The organism is Duganella sp. GW821-FHT07F09 (assembly GCF_059418705.1).
Window position 1 is genome coordinate 693,249 of the sequence record NZ_JBWKQJ010000001.1, and the last position, 18,980, is coordinate 712,228.

General features: G+C 64.9%; 18 protein-coding genes. 8 read left to right on the forward strand and 10 right to left on the reverse strand.

Features of this window, described 5'->3' with window-relative positions:
- Nucleotides 1–3: 3 nt before the first annotated feature.
- The 6 genes from AC07P1_RS03185 to AC07P1_RS03210 form a co-directional block, all read right to left on the reverse strand.
- Nucleotides 4–936, reverse strand: a complete 933-nt coding sequence (locus AC07P1_RS03185) for a family 2A encapsulin nanocompartment shell protein (protein WP_090314882.1) — start codon at nt 934–936, stop codon at nt 4–6.
- A gap of 242 nt (nt 937–1,178) precedes the next feature.
- Nucleotides 1,179–1,439 carry a helix-turn-helix domain-containing protein gene (locus AC07P1_RS03190; protein WP_494694460.1) on the reverse strand — a complete coding sequence of 87 codons (261 nt, stop codon included), beginning with the start codon at nt 1,437–1,439 and terminating at the stop codon, nt 1,179–1,181.
- Nucleotides 1,440–1,455: 16 nt separating this feature from the next.
- Nucleotides 1,456–2,394 (reverse strand): serine O-acetyltransferase EpsC, encoded by a 939-nt coding sequence (gene epsC, locus AC07P1_RS03195; protein WP_494694461.1) that lies wholly within the window; start codon nt 2,392–2,394, stop codon nt 1,456–1,458.
- Nucleotides 2,395–2,428: 34 nt separating this feature from the next.
- On the reverse strand, nt 2,429–2,899 hold the full coding sequence (locus AC07P1_RS03200; RefSeq protein WP_494694462.1) for a rhodanese-like domain-containing protein: 471 nt from the start codon (nt 2,897–2,899) through the stop codon (nt 2,429–2,431).
- A 217-nt stretch (nt 2,900–3,116) separates the two neighbouring features.
- Nucleotides 3,117–4,769: a sensor domain-containing diguanylate cyclase gene (locus AC07P1_RS03205; RefSeq protein ID WP_494694463.1), complete on the reverse strand. Its 1,653-nt coding sequence runs from the start codon at nt 4,767–4,769 to the stop codon at nt 3,117–3,119.
- A gap of 117 nt (nt 4,770–4,886) precedes the next feature.
- The gene (locus tag AC07P1_RS03210; RefSeq protein WP_494694464.1) at nt 4,887–5,765 is read right to left on the reverse strand and encodes an oxidoreductase; all 879 of its coding nucleotides are present in this window, start codon (nt 5,763–5,765) and stop codon (nt 4,887–4,889) included.
- Nucleotides 5,766–5,887: 122 nt separating this feature from the next.
- Between AC07P1_RS03210 and AC07P1_RS03215 the strand changes: the two genes are divergently transcribed.
- The 3 genes from AC07P1_RS03215 to AC07P1_RS03225 all read left to right on the forward strand — a co-directional run bounded on the left by AC07P1_RS03215 (nt 5,888) and on the right by AC07P1_RS03225 (nt 8,922).
- A complete protein-coding gene (locus AC07P1_RS03215; protein ID WP_494694465.1) occupies nt 5,888–6,823 on the forward strand; it encodes a LysR family transcriptional regulator in 936 nt (311 codons plus the stop codon).
- A 66-nt stretch (nt 6,824–6,889) separates the two neighbouring features.
- Nucleotides 6,890–7,555 carry a response regulator transcription factor gene (locus tag AC07P1_RS03220; RefSeq protein ID WP_494694466.1) on the forward strand — a complete coding sequence of 222 codons (666 nt, stop codon included), beginning with the start codon at nt 6,890–6,892 and terminating at the stop codon, nt 7,553–7,555.
- Nucleotides 7,552–8,922, forward strand: a complete 1,371-nt coding sequence (locus AC07P1_RS03225) for a sensor histidine kinase (protein WP_494694467.1) — start codon at nt 7,552–7,554, stop codon at nt 8,920–8,922. The genes AC07P1_RS03220 and AC07P1_RS03225 overlap by 4 nt, the downstream gene beginning before the upstream one ends.
- 171 nt (nt 8,923–9,093) lie before the next feature.
- Here the strand turns inward: AC07P1_RS03225 and AC07P1_RS03230 are convergent, their stop codons facing one another.
- Nucleotides 9,094–9,591, reverse strand: a complete 498-nt coding sequence (locus tag AC07P1_RS03230) for a phage tail protein (protein ID WP_494694468.1) — start codon at nt 9,589–9,591, stop codon at nt 9,094–9,096.
- A 410-nt stretch (nt 9,592–10,001) separates the two neighbouring features.
- Here AC07P1_RS03230 and mutS point away from each other — a divergent pair, with 410 nt between their 5' ends.
- Entirely contained in the window at nt 10,002–12,704 is a 2,703-nt protein-coding gene (gene mutS / locus AC07P1_RS03235; protein WP_494694469.1) for a DNA mismatch repair protein MutS, read from the forward strand.
- The gene (locus AC07P1_RS03240; RefSeq protein ID WP_494694470.1) at nt 12,701–13,693 is read left to right on the forward strand and encodes a hypothetical protein; all 993 of its coding nucleotides are present in this window, start codon (nt 12,701–12,703) and stop codon (nt 13,691–13,693) included. Before mutS ends, AC07P1_RS03240 begins: the two co-directional genes overlap by 4 nt.
- A 9-nt stretch (nt 13,694–13,702) precedes the next feature.
- Here the strand turns inward: AC07P1_RS03240 and AC07P1_RS03245 are convergent, their stop codons facing one another.
- Entirely contained in the window at nt 13,703–14,245 is a 543-nt protein-coding gene (locus tag AC07P1_RS03245) for an FKBP-type peptidyl-prolyl cis-trans isomerase (protein WP_315219230.1), read from the reverse strand.
- A gap of 164 nt (nt 14,246–14,409) precedes the next feature.
- Here AC07P1_RS03245 and AC07P1_RS03250 point away from each other — a divergent pair, with 164 nt between their 5' ends.
- From AC07P1_RS03250 to AC07P1_RS03260, 3 genes are all read left to right on the forward strand, one after another.
- Nucleotides 14,410–15,531: a JmjC domain-containing protein gene (locus AC07P1_RS03250; RefSeq protein ID WP_494694471.1), complete on the forward strand. Its 1,122-nt coding sequence runs from the start codon at nt 14,410–14,412 to the stop codon at nt 15,529–15,531.
- A gap of 21 nt (nt 15,532–15,552) precedes the next feature.
- Nucleotides 15,553–16,029 (forward strand): DUF7931 domain-containing protein, encoded by a 477-nt coding sequence (locus tag AC07P1_RS03255; RefSeq protein ID WP_494694472.1) that lies wholly within the window; start codon nt 15,553–15,555, stop codon nt 16,027–16,029.
- Between the two features lie 290 nt (nt 16,030–16,319).
- Nucleotides 16,320–16,568, forward strand: a complete 249-nt coding sequence (locus AC07P1_RS03260; RefSeq protein WP_315219227.1) for a hypothetical protein — start codon at nt 16,320–16,322, stop codon at nt 16,566–16,568.
- A gap of 209 nt (nt 16,569–16,777) precedes the next feature.
- Here the strand turns inward: AC07P1_RS03260 and bamC are convergent, their stop codons facing one another.
- Nucleotides 16,778–17,968, reverse strand: a complete 1,191-nt coding sequence (gene bamC / locus AC07P1_RS03265) for an NlpB/DapX family lipoprotein (protein ID WP_494694473.1) — start codon at nt 17,966–17,968, stop codon at nt 16,778–16,780.
- A gap of 121 nt (nt 17,969–18,089) precedes the next feature.
- Nucleotides 18,090–18,965, reverse strand: a complete 876-nt coding sequence (gene dapA, locus AC07P1_RS03270; RefSeq protein WP_494694474.1) for a 4-hydroxy-tetrahydrodipicolinate synthase — start codon at nt 18,963–18,965, stop codon at nt 18,090–18,092.
- Nucleotides 18,966–18,980: the final 15 nt, after the last annotated feature.

The following is an 18,980-nucleotide window of genomic DNA, read 5'->3' on the forward strand; positions in this document are numbered from 1 at the left end:
CGCTTACTTGTAGGTGTCCGGATAGTCGTGGTACTTGTTGATCTCGACGTCGTCGAGCACGGCCAGCGCGTCGGAGGTCAGCACCGCGAGCGAGCAGTACAGCGAGATCAGGTACGACGAGATCGCATGGTTGTTGATGCCCATGAAGCGCACCGACAGGCCCGGGCTTTGCTCGCCCGGCAAGCCCGGCTGGAACAGGCCGACCACGCCCTGGCGCTTGTCGCCCACGCGCAGCAGCAGGATCTTGCTCTTGCCGTCGGCCACCGGCACCTTGTCCGACGGGATCAAGGGAATGCCGCGCCAGGTGATGAACTGCGAACCGAACAGGCTGATGGTCGGCGGCGGCGTGCCGCGGCGGGTCGCCTCGCGGCCGAAGGCGGCGATCGCCAGCGGATGGGTCAGGAAGAAGGCAGGCTCCTTCCACACCTTGGTCAGCAGCTCGTCGAGGTCGTCCGGCGTCGGCGCGCCCGTCAGCGGGAAGATGCGCTGCTCGTCGGTCACCTGGGCCAGCAGGCCGTAGTCGGGATTATTGATCAGCTCGCTTTCCTGGTTTTCCTTGATGGTCTCGATCGTCAGGCGCAGCTGCTCCTTGATCTGGTCGTGCGGGCTGCTGTAGAGGTCGGACACGCGGGTGTGGACGTCGAGCACGGTCGAGACGGCGTTGAGGAAGTACTCGCGCGGATTTTCCTCGTAGTCGACATAGGTGCGCGGCAACTGGTTCTCTTGCTCGCGCGCGGTGCAGGTGACCTTGATCGCCTCCGGATTCTTGACCTTGTTGAGCCGATAGATGCCCGCCTCCACCGGCACCCATTGCAGCAGGTGCGTCAGCCAGCGCGGGCTGATGGTCTCGAGTTGGGGAACGGTCTTGGTCGCGTTCGCTAATTGCCGTGCTGCGTTATCGCCCAGCGCCGTGGTACCGCCTACAGTTGCCGACATCGTGACTCCATTTCAGTAAGGTGAAAAAACAAATAAGGTTATGCAGAAATCAACCGGGCCAGTATGGCGTTACTGATGAGTCAGCTCAACATGCTATCGCCACCAATCCCACCCGGGGGTCAGCACCCGGGGGTAACCCGGGGGTCAGTGCCGACATTCGGACACGGGCTGAACAACCCGGCCGCCGAGCTCGTGTCTGAATGTCGGCACTGACCCCGGGGGTACTGACCCCGGGGTAGCGATCAGCCGCCGGGCGGCTCGGAATGCGATGCCAGCGTATGGCCGACGCTCTCGCCGCGCGTCAGCAAGGCCGACGGCGTCAGCTTGAGCGCCAGCGCCAGCTTCTCCACCGTCAGCAGCGAGGCGATCACCCTGCCCCGCTCGATCTCGCCGACGTAGGAACGGTTCAGGTTGGAGTTCTCGGCCAGCTGTTCCTGCGACCACCCCTGCGCCTCGCGCAGTTGCCGCACGCCGATGCCGAAGCTGCGCACAAGGCTGCTCATGGGGCCGCCGCGCCGCTCATGCCGCCGCGATGCCGTTGGCGAAGGCGCCAACCCGCGACTCGGCCTGGGCGATGCGTCCGCCCGGCGGCACGTCGTGCGTCAGCCAGACGTTGCCGCCGATGATGGCGCCCTTGCCGATCGTGATCAGCCCGAGCACGGTGGCGCCGGCGTAGATGACGACGTCGTCCTCGACCACCGGATGGCGCGGCAAGCCCTTTTGCAGGTTGCCGTCGGCGTCGGTCGGGAAGCGCTTGGCGCCAAGCGTGACGGCCTGGTACAGCCGCACCCGGGCGCCGATGACGGCCGTCTCGCCGATCACCACGCCGGTGCCGTGGTCGATGAAGAAGCCGGCGCCGATGCGCGCGCCCGGATGGATGTCGATGCCGGTGGCGCCGTGCGCCAGCTCGGAGACGATGCGCGCCAGCAGGGTCAGGCCGAGCGTGTAGAGCTGGTGGGCGATGCGGTAATGGATCATCGCCAGCACGCCCGGGTAGCACAGCAGCACCTCGTCGACGCTGCGCGCGGCCGGGTCGCCCTGGTAGGCGGCCATGACGTCGCTGTCGAGCAGCGAACGGATCGCCGGCAGCGCGGCGGCGAAGCTGCGCACGGCGCTCAGGGCCTCGTGGTCGATATCGTTTTCAGCGCTGTGATCGAGTAACGCGCCGCGCAGGCCGGCGTTGTATTTCAACTCGCGCCGCACCTGCTTGAGCAGCGCGTGCAGCACACCGTCGAGCGCGTGGGCGACGTGGAAGTCCTCGCTTTCCTGGCGCAAGTCGGGCGGGCCCAGGCGCATCGGAAACAGCACGCCCTTGAGGCTGTCGATGATGGCCGCCAGCGCGTTACGCGAAGGGAATTCACGCCCGCCCGGTTCGCTGGCGCGGCTTTGTTCCTGGCGCCAGCGGTGGCGCGCCTCATGCAGCGATTGCACGATGGTGGTGATGTCGAAAGTAGCCACGCTGTCCTCGTCGGGAAATGTTGAATGGTGCGTTTCAGTCCTGCACCCACGGCAGGCCGTGGAAGCGCCAGCCGTCGGCCTTGCCGCGCTGTTGGCGTTCGTCGAGCTCGCCCTCGAAGCCTTCGAGGACATTGAAGACATTGGTGAACCCGGCCTTCGTGGCCGCCTCGGCCGCCAGGGCGGAACGTTTGCCGCTGCGGCACAGCAACAGGACCACGCTGTCCTTGCCGCCGATTTTGCTTTCCAGCTCGCGCGCGAAGCGCGGGTTGCGCGTCAGCGCGGTGCCGGTGGCCCACGGCACGTGCAGGCTGTCGGGAACGTGGCCGACGAATTTGCGTTCCTCGCCGGTGCGCACGTCGACCAGCAGCACGTCCTGGGTGGAAAACAGTTCCCACGCGACCGCCGGGCGGACGCCGCCGGCATACGGCAATTGGGACGCGGCCGCGTCGGCCTTGATCGATGCCAGCACTGGAGGCAGTGCCGGCGAGAGGACGTCAACTGACATAAAGAGACCTTATGATGGCTTTGAATGGGAGCGCTTGCGGGCCGTTTTGATGGCGATAGACGGCTTGCGAGATGAAATATACGTTTTGGCGAAGTGAAACAAAACGAATAAAATCAACTTCGTAAAGATGAAAACCGTATATGCGACGGAATGCCGTCGGCTGAAGAGGGCGCGGCGGGTGCCGGCCGCGGTGGCGGAGAGTCGGAAAGCGGCGGGGTCAGGCTTCGGCGTAGGCAGGCTGCGGCTGGGACTGATGATTTCCGGGTGTCGGCGCCGGCGACACCCGATTGCGGCCCTGGTGTTTGGCGTCATACAGCGCGGCGTCGGCCGCTTCGATCAGCGGGCCGCTGCCGCCGCCCGGAACGGGTACGCTGGCGACCACGCCGGCGCTGACGGTGACGATGCCGAAATCGCTGCCGCGATGCGGCTCGTTGAGCGCGCGCACCGCCGCGCAGATACCCTCGGCGACGACGCGGGCGCCGTCCAGCTCCGTGTTGGCCAGAAAGACCACGAATTCTTCCCCGCCGAAGCGCGCGGCGACGTCGGCGCCGCGCTGCGCGGCCCGCCCCACGACATCGCTGACCAGCTTGAGGCACGCGTCGCCGGCCACGTGGCCGTAGGTGTCGTTGTAGCGTTTGAAAAAGTCGACGTCGAGCATGATCAGCGCCACCGGCAGGGCGTCGCGCGCGGCGCGCGCGAGCTCGCTTTCCAGCCGCTCGTTGAGGTAGCGGCGGTTCTTCAGGCCCGTCAGCGCGTCGGTGGTGGCGATCAACTCCAGCTTGCCCACGCTGTCCTCCAGCGCGACCCGCGAGTTGCGCAGTTCGACCTCCAGACGGTCGCGCAGGCTGATCTGGCGGAACAGGCGCGCGCCCAGCCAGCCCAGGGTGGCCAGCAACAAGGCCAGCGCGCCGCACTGGCGCCAGGTGTCGATCCACCATTGGGCGAAGATTTCTTCCTTCGCCAGCGACGCCGCGATCACCAGCGGGTAGCCGCGCACGCGCCGGTAGCTGTACAGCCGTTCGACCTTGTCGACCAGCGCCACCCGCATGGCCGTGCCGCTGTCGTGCCCCTGGTCGATCAGGGTGAACACGGCCCCGCCTTTGAGGCTGCTGCCGATGACGTTGGTGAGCATCGGCCGGCGCGCGATCAAGGTGCCGTCGTCGAGCGCGACAAAGATGCCGCCGGCCTTGCCGATGTCGAAGCCGTTGTAGTACTGCTGGAAATAGTCGGTGCGGATGGTCGCCAGCACGACGCCGGCGAACGAGCCGTCGGGGTGGTTGATGCGCCGCGACACGGGCAGTATCCACAGGCCGGACGACCGGCTGCGCACCGGCGCGCCGATGTGCACGCCGCGATCGGCGTGCGTCTGGTGATACTTGAAATACGGACGGTCGGCGTTGTTGGCGTTGGGGTCCACCTGGTCGAGCGAGGTGATGACCCACCGGCCTTTTTCGTCGTAGACGAAGATGCCCAGCAGGCCTTGCGTATGCGCGACCCGCGCCTTCAGCAGCGCGTGCAGGCGCGGGAAATTGGAGGGACCGGTGCCGTCCACTTCGGCCCGCTCGACGACGCCGAACAGCACCGAGGCGACGATGTCCATCGTGCGCTCCGCGTGCTCGGCGGTCGCGCGGGCGATATTGACGGTGGCGCGCCGGCTCTCGTCGAGCTGGGTCTGGCGGGCGCTGCTGCGATAGGCGAACTGCAGGCCGCAGATGGCGCAGATGACGAAGATAAGGAAAAAGGACGCGGCACGGCCGACGGGCCGTTTCTTCCCCTCCAGCTGCACCAGTTTCGACGCGCCCGCCCCGCCACCGGCGCCGGCGGACGGTGGCGCGATGGGGTCGGACTCGTTGATGGTGGACTGCGGCATACTTCCCTCGGCTATTTTTGACAGGTAAAGCGCGGCGGGGATGGGGCCTCGTCATGGGATGATAACAGGATTACTTTCCATAAAGTAATTTGTGTGTCTTATTCCCCACAGCCGGCGTCACATGGCGTTGAGTGTCGCCAGTGTGTCGGCGTCGAGGCACAAGGCGCCGGCGGCCACGTTGTCGCGCAGATGCGCCACCGAGGAGGTGCCGGGAATGACCAGGATGTTCGGCGAGCGCTGCAACAGCCAGGCCAGCGCCACCTGCATCGGCTGCGCGCCCGACGCGGCCGCGGCCCTGCTCAGCGCGTCGGATTGCAACGGCGAGAAGCCGCCCAGCGGGAAAAACGGCACGTAAGCGATGCCTTCGGCCGCCAGCGTGTCGATCAACGCGTCGTCGCCGCGATGGGCCAGGTTGTACTGGTTCTGCACGCAGACGATGTCGGTGATCGAGCGCGCCTCGGCCACCTGCTCGGCCGTGACGTTGCTCACGCCGATATGGCGGATCAATCCCGCCTCCTTCAAGCGCACCATCGCCGCGATGGCCTCGCCGATCGACGAGCCGTCCGGGCCTTGCACGCCCGGCGCGCGGTAGTTGACCACGTCGAGCGCCTCCAGTTGCAGGTTGCGCAGGTTGTCGTGCACGGCGTCGCGCAGTTGTTGCGGCGACGCCGCCGGCAGCCACGACTGGTCCGCGCCGCGCACAAAACCGATCTTGGTGACGATGGTAAGGCCGTCGCGGTACGGGTGCAAGGCTTCGCGGATGATCTGGTTGGTGACGTGCGGTCCGTAGAAATCCGAGGTGTCGATGTGGTTGATACCCAGCCCGATCGCCTCGCGCAGCACGGCCACGGCGGCGGCGCGGTCCTTCGGCGGCCCCCACACGTGCGGACCGGCCAGTTGCATGGCGCCGTAGCCGACGCGGTTGAAGCGGATGCCGCTGCCGGCGGGGATGAACTGGTCGCTGGATGGGGAATACGTGTTGGTGGTCGTGCTCATGTCGATCTCCTGGTGTGTGGTGTGGGAAAGCATGGACACATGGTAGCGACAGGACGACCGTGTGATAATGGGGGCAATGCCGCACGGGCTGTACGAAATTCCGCACAATCGAGAACGCTGCCATGACCACAGATAACCCTTCGATGGCCGACCTGGCCACCTTCGCGCTGGTCGCCCAGCACGGCGGCTTTCGGCAGGCGGCGCGCGCCGGCGGGCAATCGGCCTCGGCGCTGAGCGAGGCGCTGCGGCGGCTGGAGAACCAGTTGGGCATCAGGCTGCTGCTGCGCACCACCCGCAGCGTCACCCCGACCGAGGCCGGGGCCTTGCTGCTGGCGCGCCTGCAACCGGCGTTGAGCCAGGTAGCCGGCGCCCTCGACGTGCTCAACGACCTGCGCGACAGCCCGCGCGGCACCTTGCGCCTCAACGTGCCGGTCAGCGCCGCGCGCTTCTTCCTGCAGCCGCTGGTCAACCGCTTCATGCGCGCCTATCCGGACATCGTGCTGGACGTGGTGATCGACAATAATTTCGTCGACGTCGTCGCCAGCGGCTGCGACGCCGGCATCCGCTACGGCGAGCGGCTGGAACAGGACATGATCGCCATCCCGATCGGCCCGCGCGTGCAGCGCTTCGCGGTGGCGGCCTCGCCCGACTATCTGGCGCGGCGCGGCGTGCCGGAACACCCGCGCGACCTGCTGCAACACGCCTGCCTGCGCGGCAGGTTTCTTAGCGGGGCCATCTATCCATGGGAATTCGCGCGCGACGGCCAGACGCTGACCGTCGAGCCGAGCGGACCGCTGGTCGTCACGCCGACCGTGTTCGACCTGGCGGTGGGCGCGGCCGTGGCCGGGCATGGGGTGATCTATCTGTTCGAGGAGTGGCTGGAGCCGTATATGGCCTCCGGCGAGTTGCAGCCGATACTGCGGGACTGGTGGGCGGATTTCCCGGGACCGTTTTTATACTATTCGGGCCGGCGCCACCTGCCGGCGCCGCTGCGCGCGTTTGTCGACTTCATCCGGTCGGACGAGACGGCGCCTGGCGACAAGGCCGCCCAACCTTAAAAAGAACCTAAAATGTCCGTGCCATAATCGAAGGCAAGCCCAACTTTGCCTATTGAAACAACCCGAATGCGACTCCTTCTTGTGGAAGACGACCCGATGCTGGGCGAGACCATCTGCGCCGGCGCGCGGCTGAGCGCGTGGAGCGTCGACCACGTCAGCGACGCCCCGGCGGCGCGCGCGGCCTTGGCGGACCACACCTACTCGGTGGTGCTGCTCGACATCGGCCTGTCGGGCGAGTCCGGCCTGACGGTGCTGCGCGCCATGCGCGAGCGCTACGACGCCACCCCGGTGCTGATCCTGACCGCGCGCGGCCAACTGAGCGAGCGCATCGCCGGCCTGGACGCCGGCGCCGACGACTACCTGGTCAAGCCGTTCCAGTTCGACGAGCTGTGGGCGCGGGTGCGCTCGGTGATCCGCCGCAGCCAGGGCAGCGTTGTTCCCGTGGTCACCTATGGCGACGTGCGCGTCGATCGCGGCCGCCGCGTGGTCCACAAAGGGGAAGCCGAAGTCGTGCTCAGCGCCAACGAGTACCGCACCCTGCTGGCGCTGATGGAACGCCCCGGCCACGTGGTCACGCGCGACCACCTGCACGACCTGGTCTACGGTACCGCCAGCACCGTCGAGAGCAACACCATCGCCGTGTTCATCCACCAGTTGCGGCGCAAGCTCGGCGACGATCTGATCCGCACGGTGCACGGCCTCGGCTACGTCATCGGACAGCCCACGGCATGAGGCCGCGCTCGATCAACGCGCAATTGCTGCTCGTCATACTCGGCGTCACGCTGCTGTGCTGGATAGCTGTCGTGGCCGTGGTCATGACCCATTTGACGCTCAACCGCACCAGCACCTGGGACGAAAAACTGGGGGCCATCGCGACCCAACTGCTCATCACGATACCCGCCGCCAGCCGCTTCGAGCGCAAGGACGGGCCGGGACTCGAACTGCCGGCGCCGGCGCGGCGCGACCTCGACGAGCTCAGGTTTCAGATCTGGCTGGACCGCGACAGGCTGGCGCGCCGCACGCCGGGCGCTCCCATCGAGCCGCTGCAACCCAGCTTCGCCGACGGCCCGGCGTCGACGATGGTCGAGGGACGCAGGTGGCGCGTCTACAGCGTTTCCGACAGCACCGGCCGAGTCACCGTTCAGGTGGGCAACCTGCAAAGCGTCGTCGACGCCGACCTGCGCCACGAGGCGTCGCAATCGCTGCTGCTAACGACGGTCCTGTTGCTGCTCGCGGGCGTCATCATGTGGTTTGTGGTACGCAGCTCGCTCAAACCGGTCATGGCGCTCGGCGCGGCCATGCGCCAGCGGCGCCACTTCGATCTCACGCCGCTGCCGCTGGAGCGCCTGCCCGGCGAACTGCATCCGCTCGTCACGTCGTTCAACCATGTGCTGAAGCAGCTCGACGAGGCCATCGAGGGCGAGCGCCGCTTCATCGGCGACGCCGCGCACGAACTGCGCACGCCGCTGTCGGCGCTGCAGGCGCAGGTCGAGATCGCGCTGCGCGCCGGCGACACCAAAGCCATGCGGGCGGAGCTGGAGAAGCTGCTGCTGATGGCCAGGCGCAGCACCCGCCTGTCGGAGCAATTGCTCGACCTGGCCCGGCTGAACGCGGGCGCGAAATCGCTCAAGCAAGTCGAGACCGACCTGAGCGCACTGGCACAACATGTCGTGCGGGAGTTCGAGGTGCTCGCCGCGCAGAACCGGCGCGCCATTTACCTGAACGTCCATGCCTGCAGTATCCTCTGCGACATCGATGAAATCGGCATCCTGCTGCGCAATCTGATCGACAACGCCTTGCGCTACACCGGCGCCGACGGCCGGGTGCTGGTCAGTTGCGGCTACCGGGCGGCGGACGTTCCCGGCGCCGCCCGGCAGGCGTACCTTGAAGTGGCCGACGACGGCCCCGGCGTGCCGGAGTCGGAACGCGCCGCCATCTTTGTGCGCTTCCACCGCGTCGCGGGCAATCCGATGCGCGGCAGCGGCATCGGGCTGTCGCTGGTGGCCGGCATCGCCGAGCTGCATGGCGCCGTCATTGAAACGGACTCCGGCCTCGATGGCGGCGGCCTTGCGGTGCGTGTGGTGTTTCCCGCGACATAAAGAGAATATTCCTAATGCTGCGAAAAACCTGCCGGCGCCGAACAATTCAACCGGATGGAGTATTTCAGTCTGCTCGGCCACCACATTGGACTTCCGTCTGCAACACGTAGGGAGGATTAGCGCAGCGTAATCCGCCAAGCGCCACCCGCGGCGACTGACATGCTGACGTCCTTAGCTCAAATCGCCGGTATAGATCAAGTAATAAACATAGATATTAACTGGTCGTGTCTCCGAGCTGAAGTCGCCAATGTTGCCCTGCACGTCGGTATAGCCGCCTCCAATATTGGCAAGATATACGCCGTAGTCACCCGAGCTTTTAAAGCCACTTTGCTGGCCAAGCTGATGGTTATGATTTTCCACGGCCGATTCTTGAACGGTTCCCACCTGATCGCCGATATTTCCCCCTGATGTTTGCGGCAGACGATAGGCCGCATCAGGGTCGACGCCTGATTGATCGCTGACTCCTCGCAGAAACATCCCACGCATGTCGGGCACGTTAAAATATCCGTCGCCTTGGGAGCCAAAAGCAGTTCCTATTGCCGCAAAAAGACCAGCGTATTGAAGCTGAGAATATGATGTTCCGTCGCAGTAAAGCCAGTTATTAGCAACCGAGTCGGGGCTTTCGCCTACGTAGCTAATGATAGTTCCAGGAGGAAGGTTGGCAGACATGATTATCCAATCGATAAATTTTAGGGATGTTCGTTTCTTCACCGAACATTTTTAGAGTATCTGGAATGCGAACCTGTCGTAAGTAACAGCGCGTATCACTGCAAGTAACGCAAGTTCGACGGCTACTGCCTAGGCCACTGGAGCAGGACGGGATCGTATTTCGGAGTGTTCGCGAAGCCGCCAACGGGGAGTATGAATTCAGCGACGAAGTTTCAATGTGGTGGCTACGGCTTCGATCGAGGAAATTCGAATGTGGCGGCCGTGGCGTCAGTTGGCGGCGTCTCAATGTGGTGGCCGTGGTGTCGATTGAAATCCTTGGGCCGGTCGCGAAAGCGGTAGAATGTCGGGTTAAGCGCCACGGGCGTTACGCCCCGGCAAAACCAGACTCATCGCACGCCGAAAAAGAACCAATGACCACCGTCCCCAACGAAATCAACGCCGCCGCCGTCAAGAACAGTCCCACAGAAAAAATCACGCCCATGATGCAGCAATATCTAAGCATCAAGGCCGAGTATCCGGACATGTTGGTGTTCTACCGCATGGGCGATTTCTATGAGCTGTTCCACTCGGACGCGGAAAAAGCGGCGCGCGTGCTCGGCATCACGCTGACGGCGCGCGGTTCGTCGGGCGGCCAGCCGATCAAGATGTGCGGCGTGCCTTTCCATTCGCTGGAGGGCTATCTGGCCAAGCTGGTCAAGATCGGCGAGTCGTGCGCCATCTGCGAACAAATCGGCGATCCGGCCACCAGCAAAGGTCCGGTCGAACGCAAGGTGATGCGGGTGGTCACGCCGGGCACCCTGACCGACGCCGACCTGCTGCCGGAAAAGGCCGAGCGCCCGCTGCTGGCGATGTGCATCATCAGCCAGCGCAAGGTGTGCACCGCCGGCCTGGCGTGGCTGTCGCTGGCCAGCGGCTCGCTCAAGCTGATGGAGTTCTCCGGCGACAGCCGCACCGTCAACACCCGCATGCAGCAGGAGCTCGAACGCATCGCGCCGGCCGAGATCCTGCGCGGCGATAACGCCGACCTGTTCGAGGAGGCCGTCCACTGCCACGTCAACCGGGTGCCGGACTGGCACTTCGACGTCGTCAGCGGCCACAAATCGCTGCTCGATCAATTGGGCGTGGCGACGTTGACCGGCTTCGGCGCCGACGGCCTGGGCGCGGCGTTCGGCGCGGCCGGCGCGCTGCTGCGCTACGCCCAGTCGACCCAGGGTCGCGGCCTGCAGCACGTGCGCAGCCTGAGCACCGAGACCGAGAGCGAATTCATCGGCCTGGACGCGGCCACCCGCCGCAACCTGGAACTGACCGAGACCATACGCGGCCAGGAGTCCCCTACCCTGTTCTCGCTGCTGGACCACTGCCGCACGGCGATGGGTTCGCGCCTGCTGCGCTACTGGCTGCACCACGCGCGCCGCGACCAGGGCATCGCCCGCTCGCGCCACGAGGCCATCGCCGCGCTGGCGCAGGCCGACGCCACCGGCGGCCTGTCGCACACCCTGGCGCAGGTGCCGGACATCGAACGCATCACCACGCGCATCGCGCTGCTGTCGGCGCGTCCGCGCGACCTGGCCAGCCTGCGCGACGGTGTGAAGCAATTGCCGGCACTGCGCCACGGCTTGCAGCGGGCGCTGACCGATCCGAACGGCCTGCTCAACGCGATCCACAGCGACCTGTCCTCGCCCGAGGAATGCCTGGACCTGCTGGTGCGCGCGGTGGCGCCGGAGCCGGCCAACATGGTGCGCGACGGCGGCGTGTTCGCGCGCGGCTTCGACGCGGAGCTCGACGAGCTGCGCGCGCTGTCGGAGAACGCCGGCCAGTTCCTGGTCGACCTGGAGACGCGCGAACGCGCCCGCACCGGCATCGCCAACCTGCGCGTGGAGTACAACAAGGTGCACGGCTTCTACATCGAGGTCACGCACGGCCAGACCACCAAGGTGCCGGACGACTACCGCCGCCGCCAGACGCTGAAGAACGCCGAGCGCTACATCACACCGGAACTGAAGGCCTTCGAGGACAAGGCGCTGTCGGCGCAGGACAAGGCGCTGGCGCGCGAGAAGATGCTGTACGACCAGCTGCTGGCCGACCTGGCGCCGTTCATCGGCTGCCTGCAAACGATCTCGAAGGCGCTGTCGCAGCTCGACGCGCTGGTGTCGCTGACCGACCACGCGCTGCGCCACAACTGGTGCGCGCCGCAGCTGGTCGATGGCCCATGCGTCAACATCGTCGAGGGCCGCCATCCGGTGGTCGAGAACCAGATCGAGCGCTTCATCGCCAACGATTGCCGCTTCGTCGACGACCGCCGCCTGTTGCTGATCACCGGTCCCAACATGGGCGGTAAATCGACCTTCATGCGCCAGGTGGCGCTGATCACCTTGCTGGCCTACGTGGGCAGCTACGTGCCGGCCACCAGCGCGACGATCGGCCCGATCGACCGTATCTTCACCCGCATCGGCGCCACCGACGATCTGGCCGGCGGCCGCTCCACCTTCATGGTGGAGATGACCGAATCGGCGGCGATCCTCAACGGCGCCACCGAGCATTCGCTGGTGCTGATGGATGAAGTGGGACGCGGCACCTCGACCTTCGACGGCCTGGCGCTGGCGTGGGCGATCGCGCGCCACCTGATCGACACCAGCCGCAGCTTCTCGCTGTTCGCGACCCACTACTTCGAATTGACGCAACTGCCGGAGAGCCATCCGACGGCCGCCAACGTGCACCTGTCGGCGGTGGAGCACAAGGACAGCATCGTGTTCCTGCACGCGGTGCAGGACGGCCCGGCGTCGCAGAGCTACGGCTTGCAGGTGGCGCAGCTGGCCGGCGTGCCGCAGACGGTGATCAAGGCGGCGCGCAAGCACCTGGCGCGGCTGGAGGCGCAGGCGCTCGACGCCACGCCGCAACTGGATTTGTTCGCGGCGCCCACTACAGACGCCAACGACGAGCCGCTGGACGCGCCGGCGTCCGCCGACGGCGCCGCCGGCAACGGCAATCCAACGCCGGCGATGCGCGAACTGCTCGACGCGCTCGACGATCTGGACCCGGACGCGCTGACGCCGCGCGAAGCGCTGGACCGCTTGTATCAGCTCAAGCGCCTGACGGAGACCGCGCAGGCATGACGCGCGCCGCGTCCAGGCTCGCCCTCGCGCCACGGATTGCGCTGACCGTCGCGCTGACCGTCGCGGCGGCGGTCGCGCCGGCGCACGCGCGCGAAGCATCGGCCGGCAAGGGCTTCCAGTTCGCGGTCATCGGCCATCCGTTCAAGAACGGCGCCGACGAGGCGCCCCTCAAGCGCGCCATCGCCGCCGCCATGCAGGCCAATCCTGCCTTCATCGTCGCCACCGGCATCAAGGGCGACAAGGAACCTTGCAGCGACCGGCTGTACGCGGCGCGCCACGCGATCCTGGACGACGCGGCCGCACCCGTGGTGGTGTCGCTGGCCGGCAGCGACTGGAGCGCCTGCCTTAATTCGGCCGGCCGCTCGAACGCCATCGAACGCCTGAACCGCTTGCGCGAACTGTTTTATGGCGAGCCCGAATCGCTCGGCGCGCACCGCATCCCGCTGTCACGATTGTCGAGCACCGCCAAGTTCCGCAGCTACGCCGAGAACGCGCACTGGGAATACGGCAAGGTGCTGTTCGCCACCATCAATCTGCCGGCGAACAACAACCACTACCGCCCGGAAGCTGGCCGCAACAGCGAGTACGAGGACCGCCTGGTCGCCAACCGCGCCTGGCTGCACCGCCTGTTCACCTTGGCCGCGCGCCAGAAGATGCACGGCCTGGTGCTGTTCTCGGACGGCGCCATCGGGGTGCAGGAGGAGCAAGGGTTTTCGCTGTTGCCGAGTTTCGAGTCGAAACACGACGGCTTCGCCGAGCCGCGACGTCAAATCAACACGCTGGCGAAAAAATTCAAGGGGAAGGTGCTGCTGGTGGATACCCAAATCCAGGCCCAGATCGGCGCGGCCGGCAGGACCGAGCCGGCCATCGATTGGCGCGGCAACGTGGGACATCTGAGCGTGGCGGCCGAATCGGCCAATGTGCGCGTCAATCCCGACGCCGCCGCCCTGTTCACCATCAAGGGCGGCGGCGCCGAAACGACGCCTTGATCGACTAGATCAGTGGATCGGGTGGATGGCGACGTGGTCGCCCTCTTCGCCTTCGTCGTCCTCGTCACCGTGGTGGTGACCGTGGGCGCCGTGCACGTGGCCGTGGGCGATTTCCTCGTCCGACGCTTCGCGCACTTCGGTGACGTTGAGCGAGAAGCGCAGCGCCATGCCGGCCAGCGGATGGTTGCCGTCCAAAACGACCTTGTCGTCGGCGATGTCGGTGACGGTGAAGATCATCGCTTCGTCGGCGTCGTCGCCGTCGGGCATGCCTTCGAACTGCATGCCCACTTCCAGCGGCTCCGGCAGGCGGTTGCGCGGCTCGACCTTGACCAGCGCGGCGTCGTAGTCGCCGAACGCGTCCTCAGGCTCGATCTGGATGATGGACGAGTAACCGACTTCCTTGCCGTCCAGTTCTTCTTCGATTTTTGGCAGGGTGTTCTCGTAGCCACCGTGCAGGTAGACCATCGGTTGACGGCCGTCTTCGATCAGATTGTCCTGTGCATCGGACAGTTTGTAATTCACAGTCACGACCGTGTTCTTGGCAATCTTCATTTGAATTTCCTTTCTGTTATGAGCAGGCAGATTATACCTGCAATCGCGTGCCGGACAGCGCCACCCCGGACGGCGACGATGGCGTTGAACCATGCGTGATTCAGAAGACTCATAATTTAACGGCCGCGGCCAAGGGTCTCCCGGGCGGCGGTTTATAATGCGGTATGAAAAAATTACCGCTCCTCGGCGACATCACGCCGGCGCAGTTTCTGCGCGACTACTGGCATAAAAAGCCACTGCTCATCCGTAACGCCATCCCCGGTTTCAAACCACTGCTGAGCCTGGATGCCCTGACCAAGCTGGCTTCGACCAACCACGCCGAATCGCGCCTGATCGCGGCCGTCGACGGCGCATGGTCGATGCAGCACGGCCCGCTGGAAAGCCTGCCGCCGATGACGCAAAAGGAATGGACCCTGCTGGTCCAGGGCGTCAACCTGTTCGACGACAAGGCCGACGCGCTGCTGCGCCAGTTCCGCTTCATCCCCGACGCCCGCCTCGACGACCTGATGGTCAGCTTCGCCACCGACGGCGGCGGCGTCGGTCCGCACTTCGATTCCTACGACGTGTTCCTGCTGCAGGCGCAGGGACAGCGCCGCTGGCGCATCGGCCCGCAGAAGGACCTGAGCCTGGTCGAGGGCCTGCCGCTCAAGATCCTGGCCAACTTCAAGCCGAACGAGGAGTTCGTCCTCAATCCGGGCGACATGCTGTACCTGCCGCCGCACTACGCCCACGACGGCGTGGCCATCGGCGAGTGCCAGACCTATTCGATCGGCTTCCGCTCGCCGTCGTACCAGGAGCTGGGCGAGGCGTTCCTGCAATTCATGGCCGATTCGATCGACCTGCCGGGCCGCTACGCCGATCCGGAACTGGAGGCGACGGCCAAGCCGGCCGAGATTCCGCGCCACATGCTGGACACGATCACCGAGGAAATCAACAAGGTCCGCTTTACCGAAGAGGACGTGACGATCTTCCTGGGCGAATATATGTCCGAGCCCAAGCACAACGTGTTCTTCACCGGACCGGCCAAGCCGCTGACGTTCGGCAAGTTCGGCGAAGCGGCCGCGAAGAAGGGCCTGTCGCTGTCGCGCAAGACGCAAATGCTGTATCGCGGCAAACACGTGTTCATCAACGGCGAATCGTTCGGCGTCGGCCGCGCCGACAAGGTGGCCCTGGAATTGCTGGCCAATCACCGCGCGCTGACCGGCGCCGAACTGGCGACGGCATCCGACGATGTGATGGACGCGCTGTACACGTGGTATCAGGACGGCTGGATCGAACTGGGCTAATCAAACTTGGCGGAGGGCGGGATGGACAGGCAAGTATTTCCCTTTACGACGAAGGGCGGGTTTGTCGAGCAATTGACCGCCTGCCTGGCCCGCGCCGAGCACACGCTGCGGCTGTTCGATCCCGACTTCGCCATCTGGGACCTGGGCGGCAGCGCCACGGATGCGGTGCTGCGCCGCTTTCTAAAGGACGGCGGACGGCTGCAACTGGTCGCCCACAACGGCCGCGTGATTGAGCGGGACGCGCCGCGTTTCTTGCGTTTGGTTAAGGATTACGGCCATGCGGTCGAAGTCCGGCGCACTAGTCAGTCGCTGCGGCAACTAACCGATTCTTTCTGTATTGCCGACGAGCGCCATATCGTGCGGCGTTTTCATTCAGATCATTTCCGTGGTGAAGCAGTTTTCGACGGTCCGGCCGATGTAAACACCTCTTTGGAACGTTTCCTTACAATTTGGGACGAATCCGGGCCCGGATTGTTTGCAAACTCAACAGGACTTTGACCGGTTGGGGGTAAAATGCGGTGTTCGAAGCGAACTCCGGTAGTGGCCGGCTTCCCTAAACTGAAGTCGAAAGCGAAATGTTGCGATACCGCAAAATAGTTGTGAGAACGGCTCTTTGTCCTATTGCGACGCAGTAAAAATCGCTATAATATTCGGTTAGGAAGTTTCCGTTGTCTGGCAGGCACCATGTCAGGTACGAAAAGCCTTCGAAGACGACCTAATGAGCGATAATTACCGGTAATTATTAATCGCAACACTGTGTTCAATTTTGTATTTACTAAGGAAAATCCATGAAAAAATCCCTGCTGATCGTTTCCCTGCTGGCCGTTGCTGCTCTGACCGCTTGCTCGAAAAAAGAAGAAACCACCGTTACCCCAGCACCAGTAGTGGCTCCAGAAGCTGCTCCAGCTGCTGCTCCAGCCGCTCCAGCCGCTGACGCTGCCGCTCCAGCCGCTCCAGCCGCTGACGCTGCTGCTCCAGCCGCTCCTGCTGCTGACGCTGCTGCTCCAGCTGCTTCGGCACCTGCTGCTTCGAAGTAATCAGTAAGGAAGAACCCGCCAGCGCTTATGGCGCCGGCGGGTTTTTTTTCGCCTGACGCTTTTGCGTCCAAATGGAAATCCCCATTTATTCGCGGCTATAAAAAAACCGGCATTGCGCCGGTTTTTTTATGTCCGGATATTCTCCGGGATATTCAGACGGCGGCGCCAATCCGGCGCCGCCACTGCTGTCGAACTTATCGCAATCGCGCTTATTTCAATTGCTCGTGCAGCAGGGTCAGGATCTTATCGCCGACCGGACCCGTTTCCGGTTTGCCGGCATTGTTCATGACGGTAACGATGCTGCTGTTACCAGCGCCGGCCTTCACCGAAATACGATAACGCTGCGCTTCCTTATCGGCTTCCGACGACGAGCCCCAGCTGAACAGCTTGCTGAAGAAGCCCTTGGTTTCGGTCGCGTCGTCGATGTAGCGGACGAAGTACGTGCCGCTGGTGCGGTCGCGGTCCTCGACGGTGAAGCCGGCGCGGTCCAGCGCCAGGCCGACCCGGCGCCAGGCGCGGTCGAAGCCCTCGTCCACCTGCACGGCGCGCTCGGCGCCGGTGCCGACCAGCGACGCGTGCTGCGGCTGGACGATGGCCGATTCGACGGCGGTCTTGGCTGGCGAGGTGTCCTCGCCGCCGTTGCCCAGCTTGTTCATCATGCGGGCCAGGAATTCGGCTTCCAGGCCCGGATCGTTCGGACGCGGGGTCCAGATCGTCGATTCCTTCTGGGCGCCGGTGACCACTTCCTGGGCGCCGCGATGGCTGATGTAGATCTCGCTGGCGCCGTCGGCGCGGCGTTCGATACGGGTGCGGAACTTGTCGCGCTCGCCGCTCGAATAGACCGAGTCGAACACCTTGCCGATGGTGTTACGGATGAAATCCTGCGGAATCTTGGCGCGGTTCTCGTTCCATTCGGTTTCCATGATGCCGGCGGTCGGCAGTTCCTGCGCCATGGTGAAGCCCGAATCCTCCCAGAACTTCTTCAGCTGCGGCCACAGCTGCTCGGGCGTCTGCTTGATCACCAGCCAGCGCTGGTTGCCGTCGCGTTCGACCTTGATATCGTTGACGCTGGTCGGCACCACGGTGCCGGCGGCCGGCTGGCCCGGCACGACCACGCCGGGACCGACACCGGCGGCGGCCGCCGCGCCCTTGGCGGCGTTGTAGCCGGAGGCGGTGGCGACGCCGTTGTTCGAGTCCGGCAGCGAGTAGCGGTTATCCTTCTGCAATTGCGTCAGATCCGGCGGCACGTCCAGGGTGCTGGCCTTCTTGGCGGACTTGTAGTCCACCTTGTCGTTGCCGATGACGGAGCTGATCATGCCGCAACCGGTCAAACTGGCCATCAATGCGCCCAGTACCAGCACGCGCTGCGAGGAAATGGAAGCTGTCTTGCGTATAGTCATGTCGTTACTGTTATAAGAAGCTGGAGTGCAGCAAAATATGATCCGATCGAGTCGGGGCTTGTTGCTCAGGCAGCTGCCGCGCCCGTCCGAAAGCGCGGGCGCCAGCATGCCTGCCGGGGTTTTACAGTACGCCGGCCTCTCGCAGGGCCGCGCGCACCGCGTCGTGGCAATCGGCGCCCAGCGGCACCAGCGGCAGGCGTATGCCGGCCGGCATCTTGCCCATTTCCGCCAACGCCCACTTGACCGGCACCGGGTTCGGCTCGATGAACAGCTTCTGGTGCAGCGGGAACATTTGATTGTTCAACGCCACCGCTTTCGGGATGTCGCCCGCGATCGCGGCCGCGCACATCTCGGCCATGGCGCGCGGCATGACGTTGGCGGTGACCGAGATGTTGCCGGCGCCGCCGCCAAGCATCAGCGCCATCGCGGTCGGATCGTCGCCGGAGTAGACGGCGAACGATTTCGGCGCCAGGCGCAGCAGGTCGTAGCCGCGGCCGATGTTGCCGGTCGCGTCCTTGACGCCGACGATGCCGGGCACCGCCGCCAGACGCAGGATGGTGTCGTTGCTCATGTCGGCCACGGTACGGCCGGGAACGTTATACAGGATCACCGGCAGGTCCACCGCTTCGGCGATGGCCTTGAAGTGCTGGAACATGCCTTCCTGGGTCGGGCGGTTGTAGTAGGGAACCACTTGCAGCGTGGCGTCTGCGCCCGCTTCCTTGGCGAAACGGGTCAGCTTGATCGCCTCGGCGGTCGAGTTGCCGCCGGCGCCGGCGATGATCGGGATGCGGCCGTTGGCGTGGGCGACCGTCGCCTTGATCAGCGCGCAGTGCTCTTCGACGCTGACGGTGGCCGATTCTCCGGTGGTGCCGGCGATGACGATGCTGTCCGTGCCTTCGGCGATGTGCCAGTCGATCAGGCGGTTCAGGCCCTCGAAGTCCAGACTGCCGTCCGGGTGCATCGGAGTGACGATTGCTACTATGCTGCCCTTAATCATAGGAAACCACTGCAT